The 20603-nt window shown below is 53.2% G+C and carries 1 protein-coding gene (running past one end of the window); it reads right to left on the bottom strand.

Annotated elements, in window-relative coordinates; translation table 11 throughout:
• Window positions 1–19 precede the first annotated feature (19 nt).
• Window positions 20–20603: the 3' portion of a non-ribosomal peptide synthase/polyketide synthase gene (locus MKY98_RS11735; protein WP_341010886.1), read on the bottom strand. Its footprint extends 21698 nt past the window's final position; the window shows 20584 of its 42282 coding nt (coding positions 21699–42282); the start codon falls outside the window, past its right edge — the gene reads right to left on this strand; its stop codon occupies window positions 20–22.

The following is a 20603-nucleotide window of genomic DNA, read 5'->3' as shown; positions in this document are numbered from 1 at the left end:
TGCATTTTAGAAAACGGATTTAAAAAACAAAGTCGATGGAATCCGGTGAGAAGCCTTCCGGCCGCTCGTCCGAGTTAACCTGAATATCGCCTAACAGCAAATCTGGATCGATTCCAATCTGGGACAGGATCGCTATCAAATCTCTGGTTAATCTCTCAATAGCGTCGGCCCCAAACAGCTTCGTGCAATATTCAAACGAACCCTTGATTTCCCCGTCTTCATCACTCATAGACAAGGTCAAATCGAATTTGGAGATGCTGTGCTCCTGAACATATGGACTGAAGGACAGCGTTTCTAGCTTCGTTTCCTGCGACTCTGTATTTTGCAGTACAAACATGGTGTCAAACAACGGGTTACGGCTTGCATCCCGTGCTACATCCAGCTTTTCCAACAACTCTTCCAGTGGATAATCCTGATGCTCAAAGGCTTGCAGCGTACGATCTCTGGCTTCCTGCAAGTAGCTGTGGAACGTTTGGTTGCCCTTCGGCTGATGCCGGATGGCTAGCGTATTGACGAACATTCCGATCAGTGGCTCCAGCTCAGGCAACAAGCGGCCTGCTACTGGCGTACCGATGATCAAATCGTCCTGACCGCTGTATTTGGACAGCAGAACGGTGTAGGCGCTCAACAGCACCATGTACAGTGTACTTCCGGTTTGTGTCGCAATTCGGTGCAGTTGCTCAGATACATTCGCGTCCACTGTAAATTCATACATCGCACCTTCGAAGCTGCGAACAGCAGGTCTAGGATAAGCAATTGGCAAATTCAGTACCGGCAACTCTCCAGCTAAATGCTCCAGCCAGAAGTGTTCCCGGCGTTGGTATGATTCACGCTGCATCTCCTGCTGCTGCCACACGGCGTAGTCTTTGTACTGAATTTGCAGCGGCTCCAATGCCTGTCCTTCGTACAGTTGTACCAACTCCTGCACGATATTGTTCGACGATACACCGTCTGAAATAATATGGTGCATGTCGTACATCAGGAGATGGCGCTCTGGTCCGGTTTGAATAAGACGGACACGCAGCAGTGGTGCCTGGCGAAGGTCAAAGCTGCGTACAAAGGACTCGATATAGGCATCGGCTTCGGACTCCCTGGCTTGCAGGTGCTCTACTGCAAACTCCACTTGATCGTACACCCGCTGTACGACCTCGCCTTCCAGCATTTCAAAGGAAGTCCGCAGCGTTTCATGACGAGCTATTAACTGACGGAACGCATCCTCCAGCCGATCGGCCTGAAGCGGTCCCTCCACGGTTAGTACACCCGGCATATTGTAGCTGAGATCCCCACCTTCCAGATGGCTCAAAATGTACAGTCTTTTTTGAGCCGAGGAAACCGGGTAGTATGCCTGTTTCGCCGCCGCAGGAATCACCGTATAGGTGTCTGTGCCGTGCGTTGCGATGAGCTGGGCTTGCTGCTCAATCGTAAAGTGTTGGAACACCTCACGCAGCGTAATCCGGCTGTCCAGTTCCTGATGGATTTTGGCCACCAGCGTCGTTGCCCGCAGGGAGTGCCCACCCACGTCAAAGAATGAGTCGGTGACTCCTACGCTGGACAGCTTCAAGACATCCTGCCAGATTTGGGCTAGCTTGGCTTCCAGCGGCGTCCGCGGTGCAACATACTCCAGGCCTCCTTCGAGACGTGCTTCCGGTGCCGGCAACGCCTTGCGGTCGATTTTCCCGTTCGGTGTCAGCGGGAAACGATCCAGTTGTACCACATACGTCGGGATCATGTAATCCGGCAGCTTCGGCTGCAGCGCATTACGCAGCTCCGGCAAACTCAGGGACGCTGAAGCTATGATGTAGGCACACAGGTCCTTGTGTCCGTCTTCGTTTTCCCATGCTGTGACGATGGCTTTCTGAATGCCGTCCACGGTCAGCAGCTGCGCCTCCACCTCGCCCAGCTCGATCCGGTAACCCCGGATTTTCACCTGGTGGTCGATCCGGCCCAAATACTCAATACTGCCGTCTGGCATCCACCGTGCCAAGTCGCCCGTGCGGTACATCCGGTTTGCGTGAGTGCTGTCCGCTGGATCGGTTGCTGCCGCATCAGCAAACGGATTCAGGACGAACTTCTCTGCCGTCAGCTCCGGCAGGTTCAGGTATCCTCGTCCGACACCTGCACCCCCGATATAAAGCTCACCTGCGATACCGATCGGCACCAGCTGTTGCTGGCTGTTCAAGATGTACACCGACTGGTTCGCGATCGGCGTTCCGATGGATACCGTATGCTCCCCTTTTTCCAGCAGTGCGTTCAGGGACTCCACATCTTCAATCGTATAAGCGGTCGCATCTACCGTCGTTTCGGTCGGACCGTACACGTTCGTAATCACCGGACGATACCCGGACCACTTGTGCAGGAACACTTGTACCAGCTGCACGGATAATGCTTCGCCACCAATCAGGTAATGCTTCACTTCCGGCGCTTCCGTCACACTGACGCTTTCGCTCAAAATATGCAGATGCGCAGGTGTGCCGTCCGACAGATCAATCCGGTGCGTGCGGTAGTAGGCGATCAAATGCTCTCCGCTCAGGCTGACGTCACGGGACACCACATGCAGAGTGTGGCCTAACAGCAAGCTGGCAAAGATTTGCTTCACCGAAGCATCAAATACAAATGCTGACAGCCATGCGACATGAAGCGGCTGTTCGTAACGGCTGTATACTCGTTTCCATAAAGCATCTACCAGATTGCTAACACTGCCCTGCTCGATCATGACCCCTTTCGGCTGACCGGTGGTGCCTGACGTGTAAATCATATAGGCCAGGTTATGCGGGCCGGCGACAGGGATCAGGTTGCTCGCATCCTGTGCTCCCAGTTGAGCTTGAACGTCCTCGTCATCCAAGACTACAGCTCGAACTGTGGATGGCAAGCTGAGCGACAGGTTGGCAACTCTACTTGTAATCACGACCTTGGCCCCACTGTCTTGGAGCATGTAGTCGATGCGCTCCTGTGGATACATCGTATCCATCGGCACATACGCGCCTCCGGCCTTCAGTACCCCCAGAATGCTCACCAGAATATCCGCAGAACGTTCCAGCAATACGCCAACCGGTTGATCTGCTTCGACCCCTTCCGCTCGTAACACACGAGCCAATTGGTTCGCACGCTCATTTAGCTCAGTGTAGGTCAGCGCGGTGGCCCCAGACACAACGGCTATCCGCTCAGGGTTGCGCTTCGCTTGCTCTTCAAAGCGTTCGCTGAGCGAATGGCCTTGTAATGCTCCAAGCAGGCTGTGCGCATTCGGAGCATTAAACACCTTCAGAATCTGCTCGGTTTCTTCTGCCGTAATCAACTCCAGCTCACCCAGCTTCGCATCCGGGTTCGCCGCCACGGCTTCGGCCAAGCGAACAAAGTGACGCGTCATCCGTTCTACCGTTTCGCGCTCGTACAACGCAGTTGCATACTGCAATCCGAACTGGATACCTGCCTCTTCCTCTCTGGCTTCCAGCGTCAAATCAAACTTCGCTGGCGTTTGTTCCAAGCCGTATGGACGGAAGCTCAGATCTGCCAGTTGCAGTTCGCCTTCCTCGGTGGTTTGCAGGGTGAACATCGTATCGAACAGCGGATGGCGGCTCATATCCCGCTTCACATTTAGCTTTTCCACCAGTTCCTCAAATGGATAGTCCTGATGTTCATAGGCTTGCAGAGCACAAACTTTCACTTCTTCCACGTAGCTGCGGAAGGTATGTTCCGCTGTCGGATAGTTTCGCAATGCCAACGTACCGACGAACATCCCGAGGATCGGTTCCAAATCTGCATGCGGTCGTCCGGCAATCGGTGTGCCGACTACGATGTCCTCTTGCCCGCTGTATTGGTGTAAGAGCGCGGTGTACGCCGCCAGCAGCACCATATACAGCGTGGAGCCTGTGTACGCCGCCAGTTCTTTCAGCCGCTCGCTGACTTCACGTTCCAGTCCGAACACCACCGTATCGCCTGCCGTACTTCGTACCGACGGACGGGCAAAGTCTGTCGGTAGATCCAATACAGGCAGTTCACCCCGGAAGGTGTCGAGCCAGTACGCTTCCTGACGTTGCATCCACTCTTGATGGGCTTCGCTTTGCTGCCATACCGCATAATCTTTGTACTGTATCCGCAGTGGCGGCAGCTCTTCACCGTCATACAAGCGGACAAATTCTTCAGTCAGTACCCCCATGGACACGCCATCCGAGACGATGTGGTGCATATCGAGCATGAGTAAATGCTGCGATTCCTGCTCGGTTCCTTGTACGCCCAAATCTACCAAGCCTACCCGCAGCAGCGGAGCGGCTTTCAGATCGAACGGACGTACAAAGCGGCGTACCAATGCCTGCGTTTCTGGGCTGACCATCGTGTCCGTATCCGTGGTTGTATCCTGATCTGTATCCGTAGTCGCACCCTCTACCTGTACCTTTGTATACTCCACCTCGAACGGCACGGTGTCCTCAATCCATTGCACCGGCTCACCGTCCACCAGCTCAAAGCGAGTGCGCAAGGTCGCATGACGGGCAATCAGTTGACGGAACACGTCCTCCACTCGCTTCACGTCCAACGGACCACTCACTTGCAGCACTGACGGCATGTTGTAGTTCACATCATTCGGGTCGAACTGATGCAGCACAAACAGTCGTTTTTGCGCCGAGGAAAGCGGGTAGAAGCTGCGTTCTTCCGTTACCGGAATGGACGCATACGCCACTTGATCCAGACCTTCCATGACCGTTGCCAGTTGTTCAATCGTTGGCGCTTCAAAAATACTGCGCAGTGGAAGCGGCTTGTTCAGCTCCTTGTGAATTTTCGAGGCCAGCGTCGTCGCCCGCAGCGAGTGTCCGCCAATCTCGAAGAAGTTTTCTTTCACACCAACCTGCGCCAGACCCAGCACATCCTGCCAAATTTGCGCCAGCTTCACTTCCACCCACGTCCGCGGTGCGACATAATCAGCTCCGCTTTGCAGGTTGCCTTCCGGTGTTGGCAGTGCCTTGCGGTCGATTTTACCGTTCGGTGTCAGCGGCATCTGTTCTAGCTGTACCAAATACGAAGGCACCATGTAGTTTGGAAGCTCCTCGCCCAGTAAGCTGCGCAGCTCACCAGCGCTTACTTCCCGTTCAGCAACATAGTACGCCACCAGTTGGTTTTGCCCCTGTTCGTCCGCTTGTGCCAGTACGATGACCTCTTGTACGTCCTCCACCTTCAAAATTTGTGCCTCGACTTCGCCCAGCTCGATCCGGTAACCCCGGATTTTCACCTGATGGTCGATCCGGCCCAAATATTCAATGTTGCCGTCTGGCATCCATCTGGCCAAGTCACCCGTACGGTACATTCGTTCGTAGCCGGCTTCACCAGCTGCAAACGGATTTGGTATAAATTTCTCAGCCGTCAGCTCTGGGCGATCCAGATAACCACGGGCCAGACCCGGACCGGACACGCACAGTTCACCCGCTACGCCTACCGGAGCCAAATGTCCATGCACATCCACCATGTACACCCGATGATTCGGTATAGGGCGTCCGATGGAAATGAGTTGTCCTGCTCTCTCGTCCTCGGATACCGGCCAGACGGACGTCGCCACCGAGTTTTCGGTTGGACCGTAGCCGTTGTAGTACGCCACCTGATCCTTCCACTTGTATACCAATTCTGTTGAGGATGCTGAACCCGCAGTGAACAGAACACGCAGGTATGGCATCCGCTCCGGCTCCAGATACACCGCATAGGTCGGTGGTAACGTCGCCACCGTAATCTGATGTTCTGTCATATAATGTTCGAATCTCTCATAGTCCAAAATCGTCTCTGACGTTGGTACATACAACGTGGCTCCGCAGAACAGCGCCTGGAAGATTTCCCAGCAAGCCGCATCAAACGAATAGCTAGCAAACAGCAACGTATGATCCGACGTGCGGATCTTGAGCGTCTGATCAAAATACGTTTTCAGATTGCATAGACCGCGATGCTCCAACATAACACCCTTCGGCTGACCCGTCGTACCTGACGTATAAATGACATAGGCCAGATCGTTCGGACCAGACAACGGCTCCAGATTGGAACCATCCTCGTGATACACACCCTGTGCCCCATTCAGCACCAGCACGCTACCGTCGAAAGCCACTTTATCAACCAGATGGTTTTGCGTTAACAACAGCTTCGCACCCGAGTCGTCCAGCATGTAGCGGATACGCTCCTCTGGATAGGTCGGATCGATGGGCACATATGCGCCCCCGGCTTTTAAAATCCCGAAGATGCCCACGATCATGTCCACCGAACGCTCGGTCATCAGACCCACCAGTCGATCCTTCGTCACGCCTTGACTGCGTAAGGTTCGAGCCAGACGATTCGCACGTTCATTCAGCTCGCGATAGGTCAACTGCTCTCCTTCGAAGAACAACGCTGGCTGTTCCGGTGTCTGCTTGGTTTGCGCCTCGAACAAGCCATGAATCGTTTGCCCGCTTGGATACTCAGCAGCTGTATTTCCCCATACGCTGAGAATTTGCTCACGCTCCTGCTCACTTACCATATCCAGCTCATGCACTCGAATGTCCGGCTTCGCCACCACCTGCTCCAACAGCTGTATCAGATGGCCCTGAGTCCGTTCAACGGCTTCCCGATCATATAACTTCGCATTGTATTCAAATCGGATTTTCATCGCTTTCTGCGGCATGACAACCAGATTGAAATCATAGTTGGTTTGTTCAATCATGCCGGCATTGCGAATTTCAAAATCCGACGCTGCACCTTCGCCAAGTTGCTCGACCTGCTCCTCCACCGGATAGTTTTCAAACACGATAATGTGGTTGATCAGATCTTGCTTTTGCTCGCTCAAGGCTTGAATTTCATACAGCGGATACGTTTCATAATCTTGAGAAGTCAGCGCCTGCTGTTGATTCGTTCTGATCATGTCAGCAAAGGTGTCCTCAGCCCCACTACGGATACGTATTGGAATGGTGTTAATGAACAAGCCCACCATATTTTCGATCCCCGTAATATCCGCTGGACGACCAGACACTACACCGCCAAAAACAGCGTCGTCACTACCGTTGTACTTTTGGAGCAGCAAGCCCCAGGCTGTTTGCAGCAATGTATTCGCGGTCACGTGGTGCTGCTTAGCCACCATTTCCATACGTCCGGTCAAGTCCTTGCCGAGATCGCACAGGATATGCTCAAATTGTGCACCGTCCGCTTTCACGCCTACTTTTCCGGTCGGAATCGAAGTTTGCTGATCATAGCCGAGCAAATAATCCTTCCAGTAGGAAGCTGCTGCTTCTACATCCTGTGCTTCAAGCCACTCAATATACTGACTGTATGGAGTCACGGGGGCAAGCTTCGGCTGTCTATGCTCCACGGCTGCAAAATAAGCCTCAAACACCTCATCCGTGACTAACGCCACACACCAGCCATCCATCAAGATGTGATGAGAGCTCCACACAAAATAATAATCCTCATCACCTGTCCGTAAAATCGCCACGCGCATCAACGCATCCCGGGACAAATCGAACCCGGCTGCCTTGTCTTTGCGAATAAATTCCTTCACATACGCGTCACGCTCCTGCTCATTCAGATGACGCAAATCTTCACATCTAAAACCAACATCCTTGCGGCGGAAAATGACCTGCACAGGCTCATCCTGCCAACCGCTGATGAAATTAGCTCTAAATATCTCATGCCGCTGCGCCAAATGGTTCAAGCTATCCTGGAAAATATCCGCTTGGAAGCGTCCATGCAAATCAAAGGTCGTTTGTTCAAAATAAGCACCTGACTCTGCATCCATCAGACTATGGAACAACATGCCTTTTTGCATCGGCGTCAGCGCATAGACATTTTCCAGTTCCCCCATGTCACGAGTCCGTTCTACCAATTGATCCAGCTCGGCCATGGTTACATGTTTAAGCATGACATCGCTTGGCGTCAGCTCTTGCTGTTTGCGGCTTGTGCAATGCGTAATGATTTCCTGCAAACTGATTCGGAACTGTTCGGCTAACTGCTCCATCGTTTCACGACGATATTCCTGCTTGCTGTAGCTGATCGTCAATTGCAGCTTGCCTTCCGAAATCAGTCCGTTCATATCCAGCGTGTGCGTTCTAGCTGCATGGGCGCTAAGCTCTGCACCGCTAGCGTAAGGAGATACACCAATGGATTGATTTTGCATATCTTGGTCAAATTGTCCCAAATAGTTAAAGCTGATTTCAGGTTCGGTTACAAAATGCTCTTGCTCACGTGCTGCGGACAGGTATCTCAACATACCGTAGCCAATGCCCTTTTGCGGAATGCGACGTAGTCCTTCTTTCACCTGTTTGATGCGCTGTGAAAGGTCTTGCCCCACGCTCATATCCAGCACAACCGGGAATTGGGTCGTAAACCAGCCCACGGTGCGCGTAATATCCAGTTCTGGCAGAATGGACTCCCGTCCATGACCTTCCAGGCTCACGAGCATTCGTTCCAGGCCCGCCCAGCGATGAATCGTCAGTCCCAATGCGGTAAGCAGCAAATCATTCATCTCCGTGTTGTAAGCACGATGCGCTTGTTTTAACAGCTGCTCCGTTTCCTGAGCTGTCCACGTAACTGTAATGTTCTCGCTGTCCCTATTTAAGGAATGAGAAGGGGACTCGTCTTTTGGAAGCGGCTGATATACGCCTTGTTCCATTTCCTGCCAGAATGCGAGTTCTGCTGCCATGGCCGGACTGTTCGCATATTGAGACTGCCCATCCGCCCAGGTGCGGAACGAATCCGTTTTGTGCGGAAGACGAGCCGCTTGTCCGTTCAATGCCTGCTCATAGGCGGTCGTAATATCCTCGAACAAAATGCGCCAAGATACGGTATCCACCACTAAGTGATGAATAGCTATCAGCAAATGATCTCCATCGGGGCAATGGAACAGCCCCAGCTTCACCAGCGGTCCTTCGCTTAAATGAATACCCGCCTGAATTTCATTCACTTTGGCCTCGATCGCCGCAGATACCTCAGACTCATTTCTGAAGTCGGCCCGATCCAGCGTATACAGCTCGCCCTCACCGACCGCGCGGTTCCAAGCTTCATATCCGCGCTCCGTAGGTCGGAAAATGATACGCAGTGCGTCGTGATGGCTAACGATTTGATCCATCGCCGTGCGCAATGCCGGTTCATCAAAACCGTCCTTGCTATGCAGCATAATGGACTGGTTATGATGATGAGCATCCGTCAGGTTCTGCTCAAAGAACCATTGTTGCACCGGTGTCAGCTTCACAGCGCCCACCACTTCGCTCTGATCCGCCAATCGGGTCACCGATTGGACTTTCAGTGCCAAGGCAGACACGGTTGGATGACTGAACAGGTCTTTCATCTCCAGTCGATAACCTGCTTGCAGCAATCGGGAGGATACTTGCAAGGCTTTGATCGAATCGCCACCCAGTTCAAAGAAGTTATCCTGCGTCCCTACCGCTTCCACGCCGAGTACTCCGGCCCATACCGCAGCCAGTACTTGCTCCACCGTGGTACGCGGTGCCACATAGGCTGCACCCGTATGGATGCTTCCTTCCGGTTCCGGCAAGGCCTTACGGTCGATTTTACCGTTGCTGGTCAGCGGGATCGTCTCCAGTTGCATCAAACGTGCAGGCACCATGTGCGCTGGCAGTCCGGCTTCCAGTTCGGCCTGTACCTCCTCGATCCGCAGCTCAGCTTCTCCTGTGATGTATCCGCACAAGTACTTGTGTCCACGCTCATCCGTCCGGTCGATGACTACCGCTTGACGTACACCCGGCACCCGCTGGATCGCCGTTTCGATCTCGCCCAGCTCGATCCGATAGCCCCGGATTTTCACTTGATAGTCCATCCGGCCGATAAAGTCCACATTGCCGTCCGGCATCCATCGCGCCAAGTCACCTGTGCGGTATAATCGTTCACCTGGCACGAACGGATTGGCTACGAATTTCTCGGCCGTCAGGTCCGCACGGTTCAGGTAGCCTCGTGCTACCCCAGCTCCGCCAATGCACAGCTCACCCAGTACGCCGATCGGCACCGGATTCAGCTGGCTGTCCACGATGTAGAAGCGTGCGTTCAGCCATGCCTGTCCAATCGGCACATTACCGCTGCTTGGCAGCTTCGACAGTTCTTCGTCGTAGAAGCTGGAGTCGATCGCCGCTTCCGTAACACCATAGCTGTTCATAATGCGAATATCTGCGCCAAATCGTTCTTGCAACACCCGATAATCCGTCACGCTGCAGCTATCCGAGCTGGTAATCAGCAATTCCAAACTGCTCATGTCCAGTCCCTGCTCGTATACATGCTGCATGAACGGTACGATCAGGGCTGGAGTCGATTCGAACACGGTAATCTGGTAGTCACGAATCCAGCCATACAGACGGCTCGGGTCAATCCGGTCGTCTTTCGGACAGATAACCATCGTTCCGCCGTTATAGAGCGTCCGGGCGATATCGCCGACGAACACGTCGAAGGAGAAGCTTGCCAGCTGCAGCAAACGTACCGGGAACTGGTTCAGGCGATAATCCCGACGATACGCCGCGGCGGTATTCACCAAGCTGCGATGCTCGATCATGACCCCTTTCGGGCGTCCTGTAGTACCGGACGTGTAGATCACATACGCCAGATCCTGCGGTTCGTTGATGTGATTGACGTCTGTGGTATCTCCGGTGTACAGCGACTCATCGTCCAGTGCCAGTACGGTGTGCAGACGCAGCCCTGTTGCGGGTTCGGATGTAGGTTGGCTTTCCTCGAGCCATGCCTGTGCACGCTCCTGCAAGCCGATTTGGGTCAACAGTACCGTCGCACCACTGTCCTCCAGCATGAAACGAATACGTTCGGACGGATAATCTGCATCCAGCGGCACATAGGCGCCTCCTGCCTTCCACACCGCCAGTACGCCAACCAGCATGTCGACCGAACGTTCACTCAAAATGCCAACAATCGACTCGCGTCCAATGCCTTCATTTCGCAGTCTACGGGCTAATTGGTTCGCACGCTCGTTCAGTGTGCGGTACGTCAGTTGTTGTTCCTCGTACACCACCGCCACATGATCTGGTATAAGCTGGGTCTGTTCTTCCACATAAGTATGGAATAAGCCTCCTGCTTCAGCAGTAACATCCGATACTCCCACATCTCCAAAACCGTAGATGATTTGTGCTTTTTCCTCGACGGTTACCATTTCCAAAGCTGCCAGTGATTGCTGCGGATGAAGAGTAATCGCACGTACAAGTTCGGTAAAATGCTGTGCCAAGCGCGCAATGGTCTCAGGCTTGTACAGCGCCGTGCTGTATTCCAGACTGCACAGAATGCCTTCCGGCTGCTCCACGGCATCCAAGGTCAGATCAAATTTGGCCGTATGATTGTCTGTCGGATACGTCTTAAAGGTCAGACCTTCCAGCTCGAACTCCTGCTGCTCAAATGTTTTCAACTCAAACATCGTGTCAAACAGCGCATTCCGGCTCGTATCCCGCGTTAAATTCAGCTTTTCAACCAGCTCTTCAAAAGGATATTCCTGATGTTCGTAAGCACTGAGCGCATGCTCTTTGACCTCTTGCAAGTAGTCCAGGAACGTTTTGTCACCAGCCGGATAATTGCGGATTGCCAGCGTGTTGAGGAATACGCCTACCAAGCTCTCCAGTTCCGCATGTGGTCTTCCGGCAATTGGCGTGCCGACGATAATGTCCTCTTGACCCGTGTATTTATGCAAGAGTGTGCTATACGCGGCCAGCAACACCATGTACAAGGTGGAACCGGTTTGCGCGGACAGCTGTTTCAACTGTTCGCTGTCCTCCAGGCTGATCGCAAATTCCAATCGAGCTCCTTCCAGACGCTGTACGGCTGGTCTTGCAAAATCCGTAGGCATATCCAGCACCGGAATGTCACCAGCCATCGTGTTCAGCCAGTAGCTTTCCTGCTCACGAAGCCGCTCACTTTGCATATCTGCATGCTGCCAAACCGCATAGTCCTTGTACTGAATACGGAGTGGCGGCAGTTCCTTGCCTTCATACAATTGAGAGAACTCCTGCACGATAATTCCTTCCGTGACGCCATCCGAAATAATATGGTGCATGTCATAGAGCATGACGTGACGCTCCGGTCCGGTTTCCACCAGCTGAACCCGCAGCAATGGTGCTTGTGCGAGATCAAATGCGCGTACAAAGTCTTGGGCATACTGCTGGGTCTCTTCTTCGCTTGCCTGCACATGCTCCACGCTGAATGCGACGCCCGATTCAATCCGTTGAATCACCTCACCATCCACCATCTCGAATCGGGTTCGCAGGGCTTCATGACGGGCAATCAGCTGGCGGAAGGCTTGTTCCAGTCGCATTTTATCCAAGGAACCTTCGATAATCAACGCTCCTGGCATGTTGTAGCTAACCTCTCCACCTTCCAGGTGACTCAGCACGTACATCCGTTTTTGCGCCGAGGAAACAGGATAATATTCACGCTCCTCCACCACAGGAATAGATACATACGTTTGCTGGGTCTGATCTTCACCCATCAACTGCACCAGTTGCTCAATCGTCGGATATTGGAAAATATCTCGCAACGCCAGCTTGTGATTCAGCTCCTGATGGATTTTCGCCATCAGGGTGGTAGCGCGCAGAGAATGTCCTCCCACTTCAAAGAAGTTATCCTGGATGCCTATTTGATGATGATTCAGAACGCTTTGCCAAATACGTACCAACTGCTCTTCCAGCGGTGTGCGCGGTGCCACGTACGCCGTGCCTCCTTCGAGGCGCGCTTCTGGCGCAGGCAACGCTTTGCGGTCAATTTTTCCGTTCGGTGTCAGCGGGAAACGATCCAGTTGTACGACATAGGTCGGGATCATATAGCCCGGCAGTTTGGGCTGGAGTGTGCTGCGCAGATCCGGCAAATTCAGCGCCTCCGAGGCTACGACATACGCACACAGATCCTTGTCTCCGTCTTCGTTTTCCCAGGCGGTGACGATGGCTTTCTGAATGCCGTCCACGGTCAGCAGCTGCGCTTCCACCTCGCCCAGTTCAATCCGGAAGCCCCGGATTTTGACTTGATCATCCATCCGGCCGATAAAGTCCACATTGCCATCCGGCATCCACCGCGCCAAATCGCCTGTACGGTACAATCGTTCACCCGCTACATATGGATTCGCTACGAATTTTTCGGCCGTCAGGTCTGCACGATTCAGATATCCCCGTGCCACCCCGGCTCCACCAATGCACAGCTCACCCAGTACGCCGATCGGCACCGGATTCAGCTGGCTGTCCACAATGTAGAAGCGTGCGTTCAGCCACGCCTGACCAATCGGCACATGGCCGCTGCTTGGCAGCTTTGACAGCTCTTCGTCGTAGAAGCTGGAGTCAATCGCCGCTTCGGTGACGCCGTAGCTGTTCATAATGCGGATATCCGCACCAAACCGTTCTTGCAGCACCCGGTAGTCCGTCACACTGCAGCTGTCCGAACTGGTGATTAGTAGTTCCAGACTGCTCATGTCCAGCCCCTGTTCATGCACATGCTGCATAAACGGTACGATCAGGGCTGGAGTCGATTCGAACACGGTTATCTGGACATCGCGAATCCAGCCATACAAACGGCTAAAATCAATCCGGTCGTCTTTCGGACAAATGACCATCGTGCCGCCGTTATAGAGCGTCCGTGCAATGTCCCCGACGAACACGTCGAAGGAGAAGCTCGCCAGTTGCAGCAGTCGGACTGGGAATTGGTTCAGGCGATAATCCCGGCGATACGCCGCAGCCGTATTCACCAGGCTGCGATGCTCGATCATGACGCCCTTCGGCCGTCCGGTTGTCCCGGATGTATAGATCACATACGCCAAATCGTGCGGTTCGTTGATGTGATCGACGTCTGTCGTATCTCCGGTGTACAGTGACTCATCGTCCAATGCCAATACGGTATGCAGACGCAGCCCTGTTGCCGGTTCGGATGCTGCTTCGCTGTCAGACTTCGAATCTGATTTTGAGCCTAAGTTTTCATTTAGGCTGTCTCTTTCCATCGTTTCAGCACCAGCCGCTGTTTCCAACTCACCCTCAGTCTGCCCTCCGGCCAAGGCCTGTCGGCTTTCCCCAAGCCATATCTGTGCTTGCTCCTGTAAGCCGATTTGGGTCAACAATACCGTCGCACCACTGTCCTCCAGCATGAAACGAATCCGTTCAGACGGATAGTCTGCATCCAGCGGCACATAGGCGCCTCCCGCCTTCCACACCGCCAGTACGCCGACCAGCATGTCTACCGAGCGTTCACTCAAAATGCCGACAATCGACTCGCGTCCAACGCCTTCATTCCGCAATCTCCGCGCCAATTGGTTCGCGCGCTCGTTCAGTTTCCGGTAAGTGAGCTGCTCCTCCTCGTACACCACCGCCACATGATCTGGTACAAGCTGTGCCTGTTCTTCCACATAGGTATGGAACAGGGCTCCTGCTTCAACTGCAGCACCATCCGTTACTCCCACTTCTCCAAAACCGTAGATGAGTTGCTCCTTTTCCTCAACGGTTACCATATTCAAAGTTGCCAGGGGCTGTTGTGGATGGTATGCAATAGCTCGAACGATTTCCGCAAAATGCTGTGCCAATCGCGTCATGGTCTCAGGCTTGTACAACGCCGTGCTGTATTCCAGACTGCACAGAATGCCTTCTGGCTGCTCCACTGCATCTAAAGTCAGATCAAACTTGGCCGTATGATTTTCCAGTGGATAGGAGCTCAAGGTCAAACCTTCCAGCAGTAACTCCTGTTGCTCCAAGGTTTTCAACTCAAACATCGTGTCAAACAGCGCATTTCGGCTCGTATCTCTCGTCAAATTCAGCTGTTCAACCAGTTCTTCAAAAGGATAGTCCTGATGCTCATAAGCACTGAGCGCATGCTCCTTCACCTCTTGCAGATAATCCAGAAACGTTTTGTCGCTGGACGGATAATTGCGAATCGCCAGCGTGTTAATGAAGACACCCACCAGATTACTGAGCTCCGCATGCGGTCGTCCTGCAATCGGCGTGCCGACGACAATGTCCTCTTGGCCCGTGTATTTGTGCAAGAGCGTAGTGTACGCCGCCAGCAGCACCATGTATAGGGTAGCGCCTGTTTGCGAAGCCAGTTCTTTCAGGCGTTCACTAACCTCACGCTCCAATGCAAATTCGATCGTATCCCCTGCCGTACTCTGCACCGCCGGACGGGCAAAGTCGGTTGACAGATCCAGTACAGGCACTCCGCCCCGGAAGGTGCCCAGCCAGTACGCTTCCTGACGCTGCATCCACTCCTGATGGGTTTCGCTTTGCTGCCATACGGCATAGTCTTTGTACTGAATCCGCAATGGCGACAGTTCTTCACCGCCATACAAGCGGACAAACTCATCGGTCAGTACCTCCATCGACGCGCCATCCGAAACGATATGGTGCATGTCGAGCATGAGTAAATGCTGGGATTCTTGCTCTACTCCTTGGACACCCAGATCCACCAAGCCTACCCGCAGCAGCGGTGCAGCTTTTAGATCAAACGGACGGATAAACTGCCGTACCCGTTCTTGTGCTTCCTCGCTAATCCTCGTGTACGTAGCCGTAGTCGTACTCTCTACCTGTACCTTCGTATATTCCACCTCGAATGGCACGGTATCCTCAATCCATTGCATCGGCTCATTGTCTACCAGCTCAAAGCGGGTACGCAAGGTCGCATGGCGGGCAATCAGTTGACGGAACACGTCCTCTACTCGTTTCACATCCAGCGGACCGCTCACTTGCAGCACCGACGGCATGTTGTAGTTCACATCACTTGGATCAAACTGATGCAGTACATACAGTCGTTTTTGTGCTGAAGATAACGGGTAGAAGCTGCGTTCTTCTGTTACCGGAATGGACGCATATGTTACTTGATCCAGACTTTCTAACACCGTTGCCAGTTGCTCAATCGTTGGTGCTTCAAAAATACTGCGCAGTGGAAGCGGCTTGTTCAGCTCCTTGTGAATCTTCGAGGCCAGTGTCGTCGCCCGCAGCGAGTGTCCGCCAATCTCGAAGAAGTTTTCCTTCACGCCGACCTGCGCCAGGCCCAGCACATCCTGCCAAATTTGCGCCAGCTTCACTTCCACCCACGTCCGCGGTGCGACATAATCGGCTCCGCTTTGCAGGCTGCCTTCCGGTGCTGGCAGGGCCTTACGGTCAATTTTGCCATTGGGACTCAGCGGCATTTGCTCCAGTTGTACAAAGTAGGACGGCACCATATAGCTTGGCAGCTCTCGGCCCAGCTCACTTCTCAGCTCGCTGGCACTGATTTCTTGCCCCGCGACATAGTAGGCCACCATGTGTTTTTGGCCCGTTTCGTCTGCACGAGCCATGACAACCGCTTCTCGCACGGACGCTACTTGGAGCAGCTGCGTTTCGACCTCGCCCAGCTCAATCCGGTAACCCCGAATTTTCACCTGATGGTCGATCCGGCCCAAATATTCAATGTTGCCGTCCGGCATCCATCTCGCCAAATCGCCGGTGCGGTACATCCGCTCATACCCGGCTTCCCCGCCGGCAAACGGATCTTTCACAAATTTCTCGGCCGTCAGCTCCGGACGGTTCAGATACCCACGTGCCACACCGACACCACCGATGCACAACTCCCCTGCAACCCCAATCGGCTGCAATTGCTCCGTGCCTTCCTTCACGATGTACAGGCGAATGTTTTGAATCGGTTTTCCGATCGGAATGACTGCATATTCTTCCGTCGGCTCGCAATCAAAGTACGATACGTCCACCGTCGCTTCGGTTGGACCGTACAGGTTGATCAGCTTCGCTCCGGTCAGGCTCGACACGAGCCGTTGGAAGCGAGCCACATGCTGTGGCGGCAAGGCTTCACCACTGGCAAAGACATGGCGCAGCGTTGCCAGTTTCGCTTGCATCACTTCCCGTGGCTGCTGCTCCACATACTCCAGGAACGCATGCAGCATGGCAGGTACAAAGTGCATCGTGCTCACTCCATCGCGGGCAATCGTGTCCACGATGTCTTCCGGGTTCTTTTCCCCGCCTACCGACAGCAAGCTCACCTTCGAGCCGACCAGCGACCACCAGAACAGCTCCCACACCGACACGTCGAACGTGAAGGCGGTCTTTTGCAGGATCGTATCTTCCGCACTCAAGCCGTACCGATCATGCATCCACAAAATCCGATTCAGCACAGAATGGTGCTCCACCATCACGCCCTTCGGTTTTCCCGTGGAGCCAGAGGTATAAATGACATAGGCGACATGGTGCGGTCCGGCCAGTGGCTCCAGATTCGAGCCGTCTTCGTGGTAAATGTCTTGGCCAGCCTGCTCCTGACGATCCAGCACCAGCACCTGGCCGTCGAAACTCAGCGATGCTTGCTCCGCCAGATGCGATTGCGTCAGCACCAGCTTCGCTCCCGAATCCTCCAGCATGAAGCGGATGCGGTCGGCCGGATATTCTGGATCAATTGGCACGTAGGCTCCGCCTGCTTTGAGGATCGCATAAATACCTACGATCATGTCCAGAGAACGGTGAGCCAGTATGCCTACAGGCTGATCCGGCTCGACGCCTTCCGCACGCAAAGTGCGTGCGAGTCGGTTCGCGCGCTCATTCAACTCCGCGTAGGTCAACGATTCCGATCCGCACAACACTGCTGCCTGATCCGGTGTATTCGCTGCCTGCTGCTCGAACAGTGCGCTTAGCGTTTGATCCTGCGGATAAGCTGCCGCCGTATCCCCCCAGACCTGAACGATCTGCGCCTGCTCTTCCGGTGTCACCAATTCCAGCTCATTCACACGGATATGCGGATTATTCACGATTTGCTCGATGACATGCAGTACATGTCCCTGCATCCGCTCGATCGTAGACCGATCGTATACATTGGCGTTATATCTGAACATAATGCGGAAGGTTTCATCGGGCATCACAATCAAGTCCAGATCATAGTTTGTTTGCTCGACAACCTCCACATTCGTAATTTCAAAAGCGGATGGACGAACTTCCCCAAGCTGCTCGACTTGCTCCTCTACCGGATAATTCTCAAATACCATAATGTGGTTAATCAGATGCTGCTTCTGCTCGGTCAATGCCTGAATTTCATACAGCGGGAAGCTGTCATAGGCTCCTGAGGCCAGTGCCTGCTCCTGCGTTTTCCGCATGATGTCCACAAACGTGGCATTCTGTTCACTTTGAATCCGCACTGGGATCGTATTAATGAACAGACCGATCATATGCTCTACACCCGCAATATCCGTCGGACGTCCAGATACCACACTGCCGAATACAACATCCTCATTGTTGTTATATTTCTGCAAAATAAGGCCCCACACGCTCTGCATCAGCGTATTAATCGTGACCTGCTGCTGCTTTGCAATCCGGTACATCGCTTCGCTCCACGCTGGATCCAGATCTACCGTTATTTTTTCAGAAATATATTCCCTGGTTTCGTTTGCTGTAGCGAATACAGTATTAGCCGCTTGGTCTTTCGATGAAGTATCCAATCCAGGTAACAAGGTTTGCTGTTCAAAGCCAGCCAAATAGCTGCTCCAATACTCTTGTGCCGCACGTTCATCCTGACGCTCTAGCCATTCGATATATTGACCATATGATGTGACAGGAGCAAGCTCCGGCTGTTTCTGCTCCAGCAGCGCAAAGTACGTACCAAACACTTCGCCTGTAACGAGCGATAAGCACCAGCCATCCATGACAATGTGATGGAAGCTCCAGACCAAATGATACGTTTCTTCATCGGTCTGCAATACCTGTACACGCATAAGTGCATCCGTACCGAGATCAAAGCCTCTAGCCTGGTCTTCCTGCTTAAACGTCTGGATATACGCCTGTTGCTCCGCTTCCTGCATTTCGCGTATATCCTTGAAGGACAGATCGCTATCTTTGTGACGGAACACGATTTGCAATGGCTCCGGACCATGTCCTGTTTCAAATCGATGGAAATTCGTCCGCAGTGCTTCATGACGCTGTGTCAGTACATCTAGACTCTTGCGGAAAATTTCAACATCAAAGCTGCCTTTTTGATCAAACGACGCTTGCTGGAAGTATGCACCTGAGTCCGGCTCCATCAGACTATGGAACAGCATCCCCTTCTGCATCGGCGAAAGAGCATACACATTTTCCAGTTCGCCCACAGAAGCCGTTTGCTCCGTCAATTGCTCCAGTTGTTCCAACGACAAGCCTTTGAACAAGACATCGCTTGGGGTTAGTTCGCTCCGCTCTTGGGAGGCACAATGCGCGATCACTTCCTGCAGGCTTTCCTGCAGCAACTGCGCAAAGTTCTCTACATTTTGCTGATGATATACGTGGCTGTCATAGCGAATTTCCAGTGTCAGCCCGCCTGCTGTAATCATGCCGTTCACATTCAGCGGCTGCTCCAGAACGGTATGGTCACTCATCGGCTCTCCACCTGGATGCGAAGACAGCGTGATATCCCCATTTTCTAAGTCCTGATCAAACTGTCCCAAATAGTTAAAGCTAATTTCAGGCTGCAAGGTCAAGGAAGGATGGACATCATGCTGAGACATATACTTCAAAATACCGTAGCCAATACCCTTATGCGGCACATGACGCAGATCTTCCTTCACCCGCTTGATTCGCTGCCCTACTTCTGCCTTCCCATCCACACCCAGCAGTACTGGATACTGACTCGTAAACCAGCCCACGGTACGGGTGATATCGATATCTGGAACAATGGCTTCCCGGCCATGGCCCTCCAGATTGACCAGCACACGCTCCTGACCGCTCCAGTTATATAACGCGGTGCCGAGTGCGGTTAACAGCAGATCATTGACCTCTGTGTTATACGCCCGATGCGATTCCAGCAGCAGCAGCCGTGTTTCCTGTTCGCTCCAAGCTACGCTCACCGTCGCAGTGTCTCTGATTAGAGAATGTTGTCCCTCCGCTCTCTCTTGATCCTTAGGCAACGATGCAACTTCCATTTGGGCAAGATGCTGCCAATATTCGCGTTCGTTGTCGATCGCCGGACTGTTCGCATATTGAGACAACTGCTCTGCCCAAGCAGAGAAAGAGTCCGTTTTATATGGCAGGCGAATCGCTTCTCCCCGCACGGCCTGCTCATACCCAGTGGCAAAATCCTCAAACACAATCCGCCACGAAATCCCGTCTATGACCAAATGGTGAATGGCAATCAGTAAATGATCTCCATCCATGCAGCGGAAAAGTCCCAGCTTCACCAGCGGTCCTTCGTCCAGACGAATGGAACTTTGGATGGCATTGGCTTTCATTTCAATCGCCACCGTCACATCTGCCGCGTCTTCGACACCCGTCAAATCAACAACGTCCAGACTGTACAGCTGACCTTCGTTCAAACCACGATTCCACGCTTCATAGCCCTGTTCGGTCTGACGGAAGACCATACGCAGCGCATCATGATGCTCAGTTACCTTGGTCACCGTTTGATGCAATGCGGCTTCATCGAATCCTTGTGCTCTATACAGCATCACCGATTGGTTGAAATAATGTGGCTCTGCTGAGGATTGTCCAAAGAACCATTGCTGTATTGGGCTCAATTTAACTGCTCCCGAGACCACCCGCTGATCGGCTGTACGGCTGACCTTGTGTACATGACCGCTCAGCAACGAAATGGACGGATATTGGAACAAATCCTTCATCTCCAGCTTGTAGCCCGCTTGCAGCAAGCGGGACGATACCTGGATTGCCTTGATCGAATCGCCGCCCAGATCAAAGAAATTATCCAAA

It is taken from the genome of Paenibacillus sp. FSL M8-0228 (genome assembly GCF_038007385.1).
GTDB classification, from domain to species: domain Bacteria; phylum Bacillota; class Bacilli; order Paenibacillales; family Paenibacillaceae; genus Paenibacillus; species Paenibacillus polymyxa_D.
Note: the sequence above shows the minus strand (reverse complement) of the source record. Positions and strands in the feature narration are given on the sequence as shown.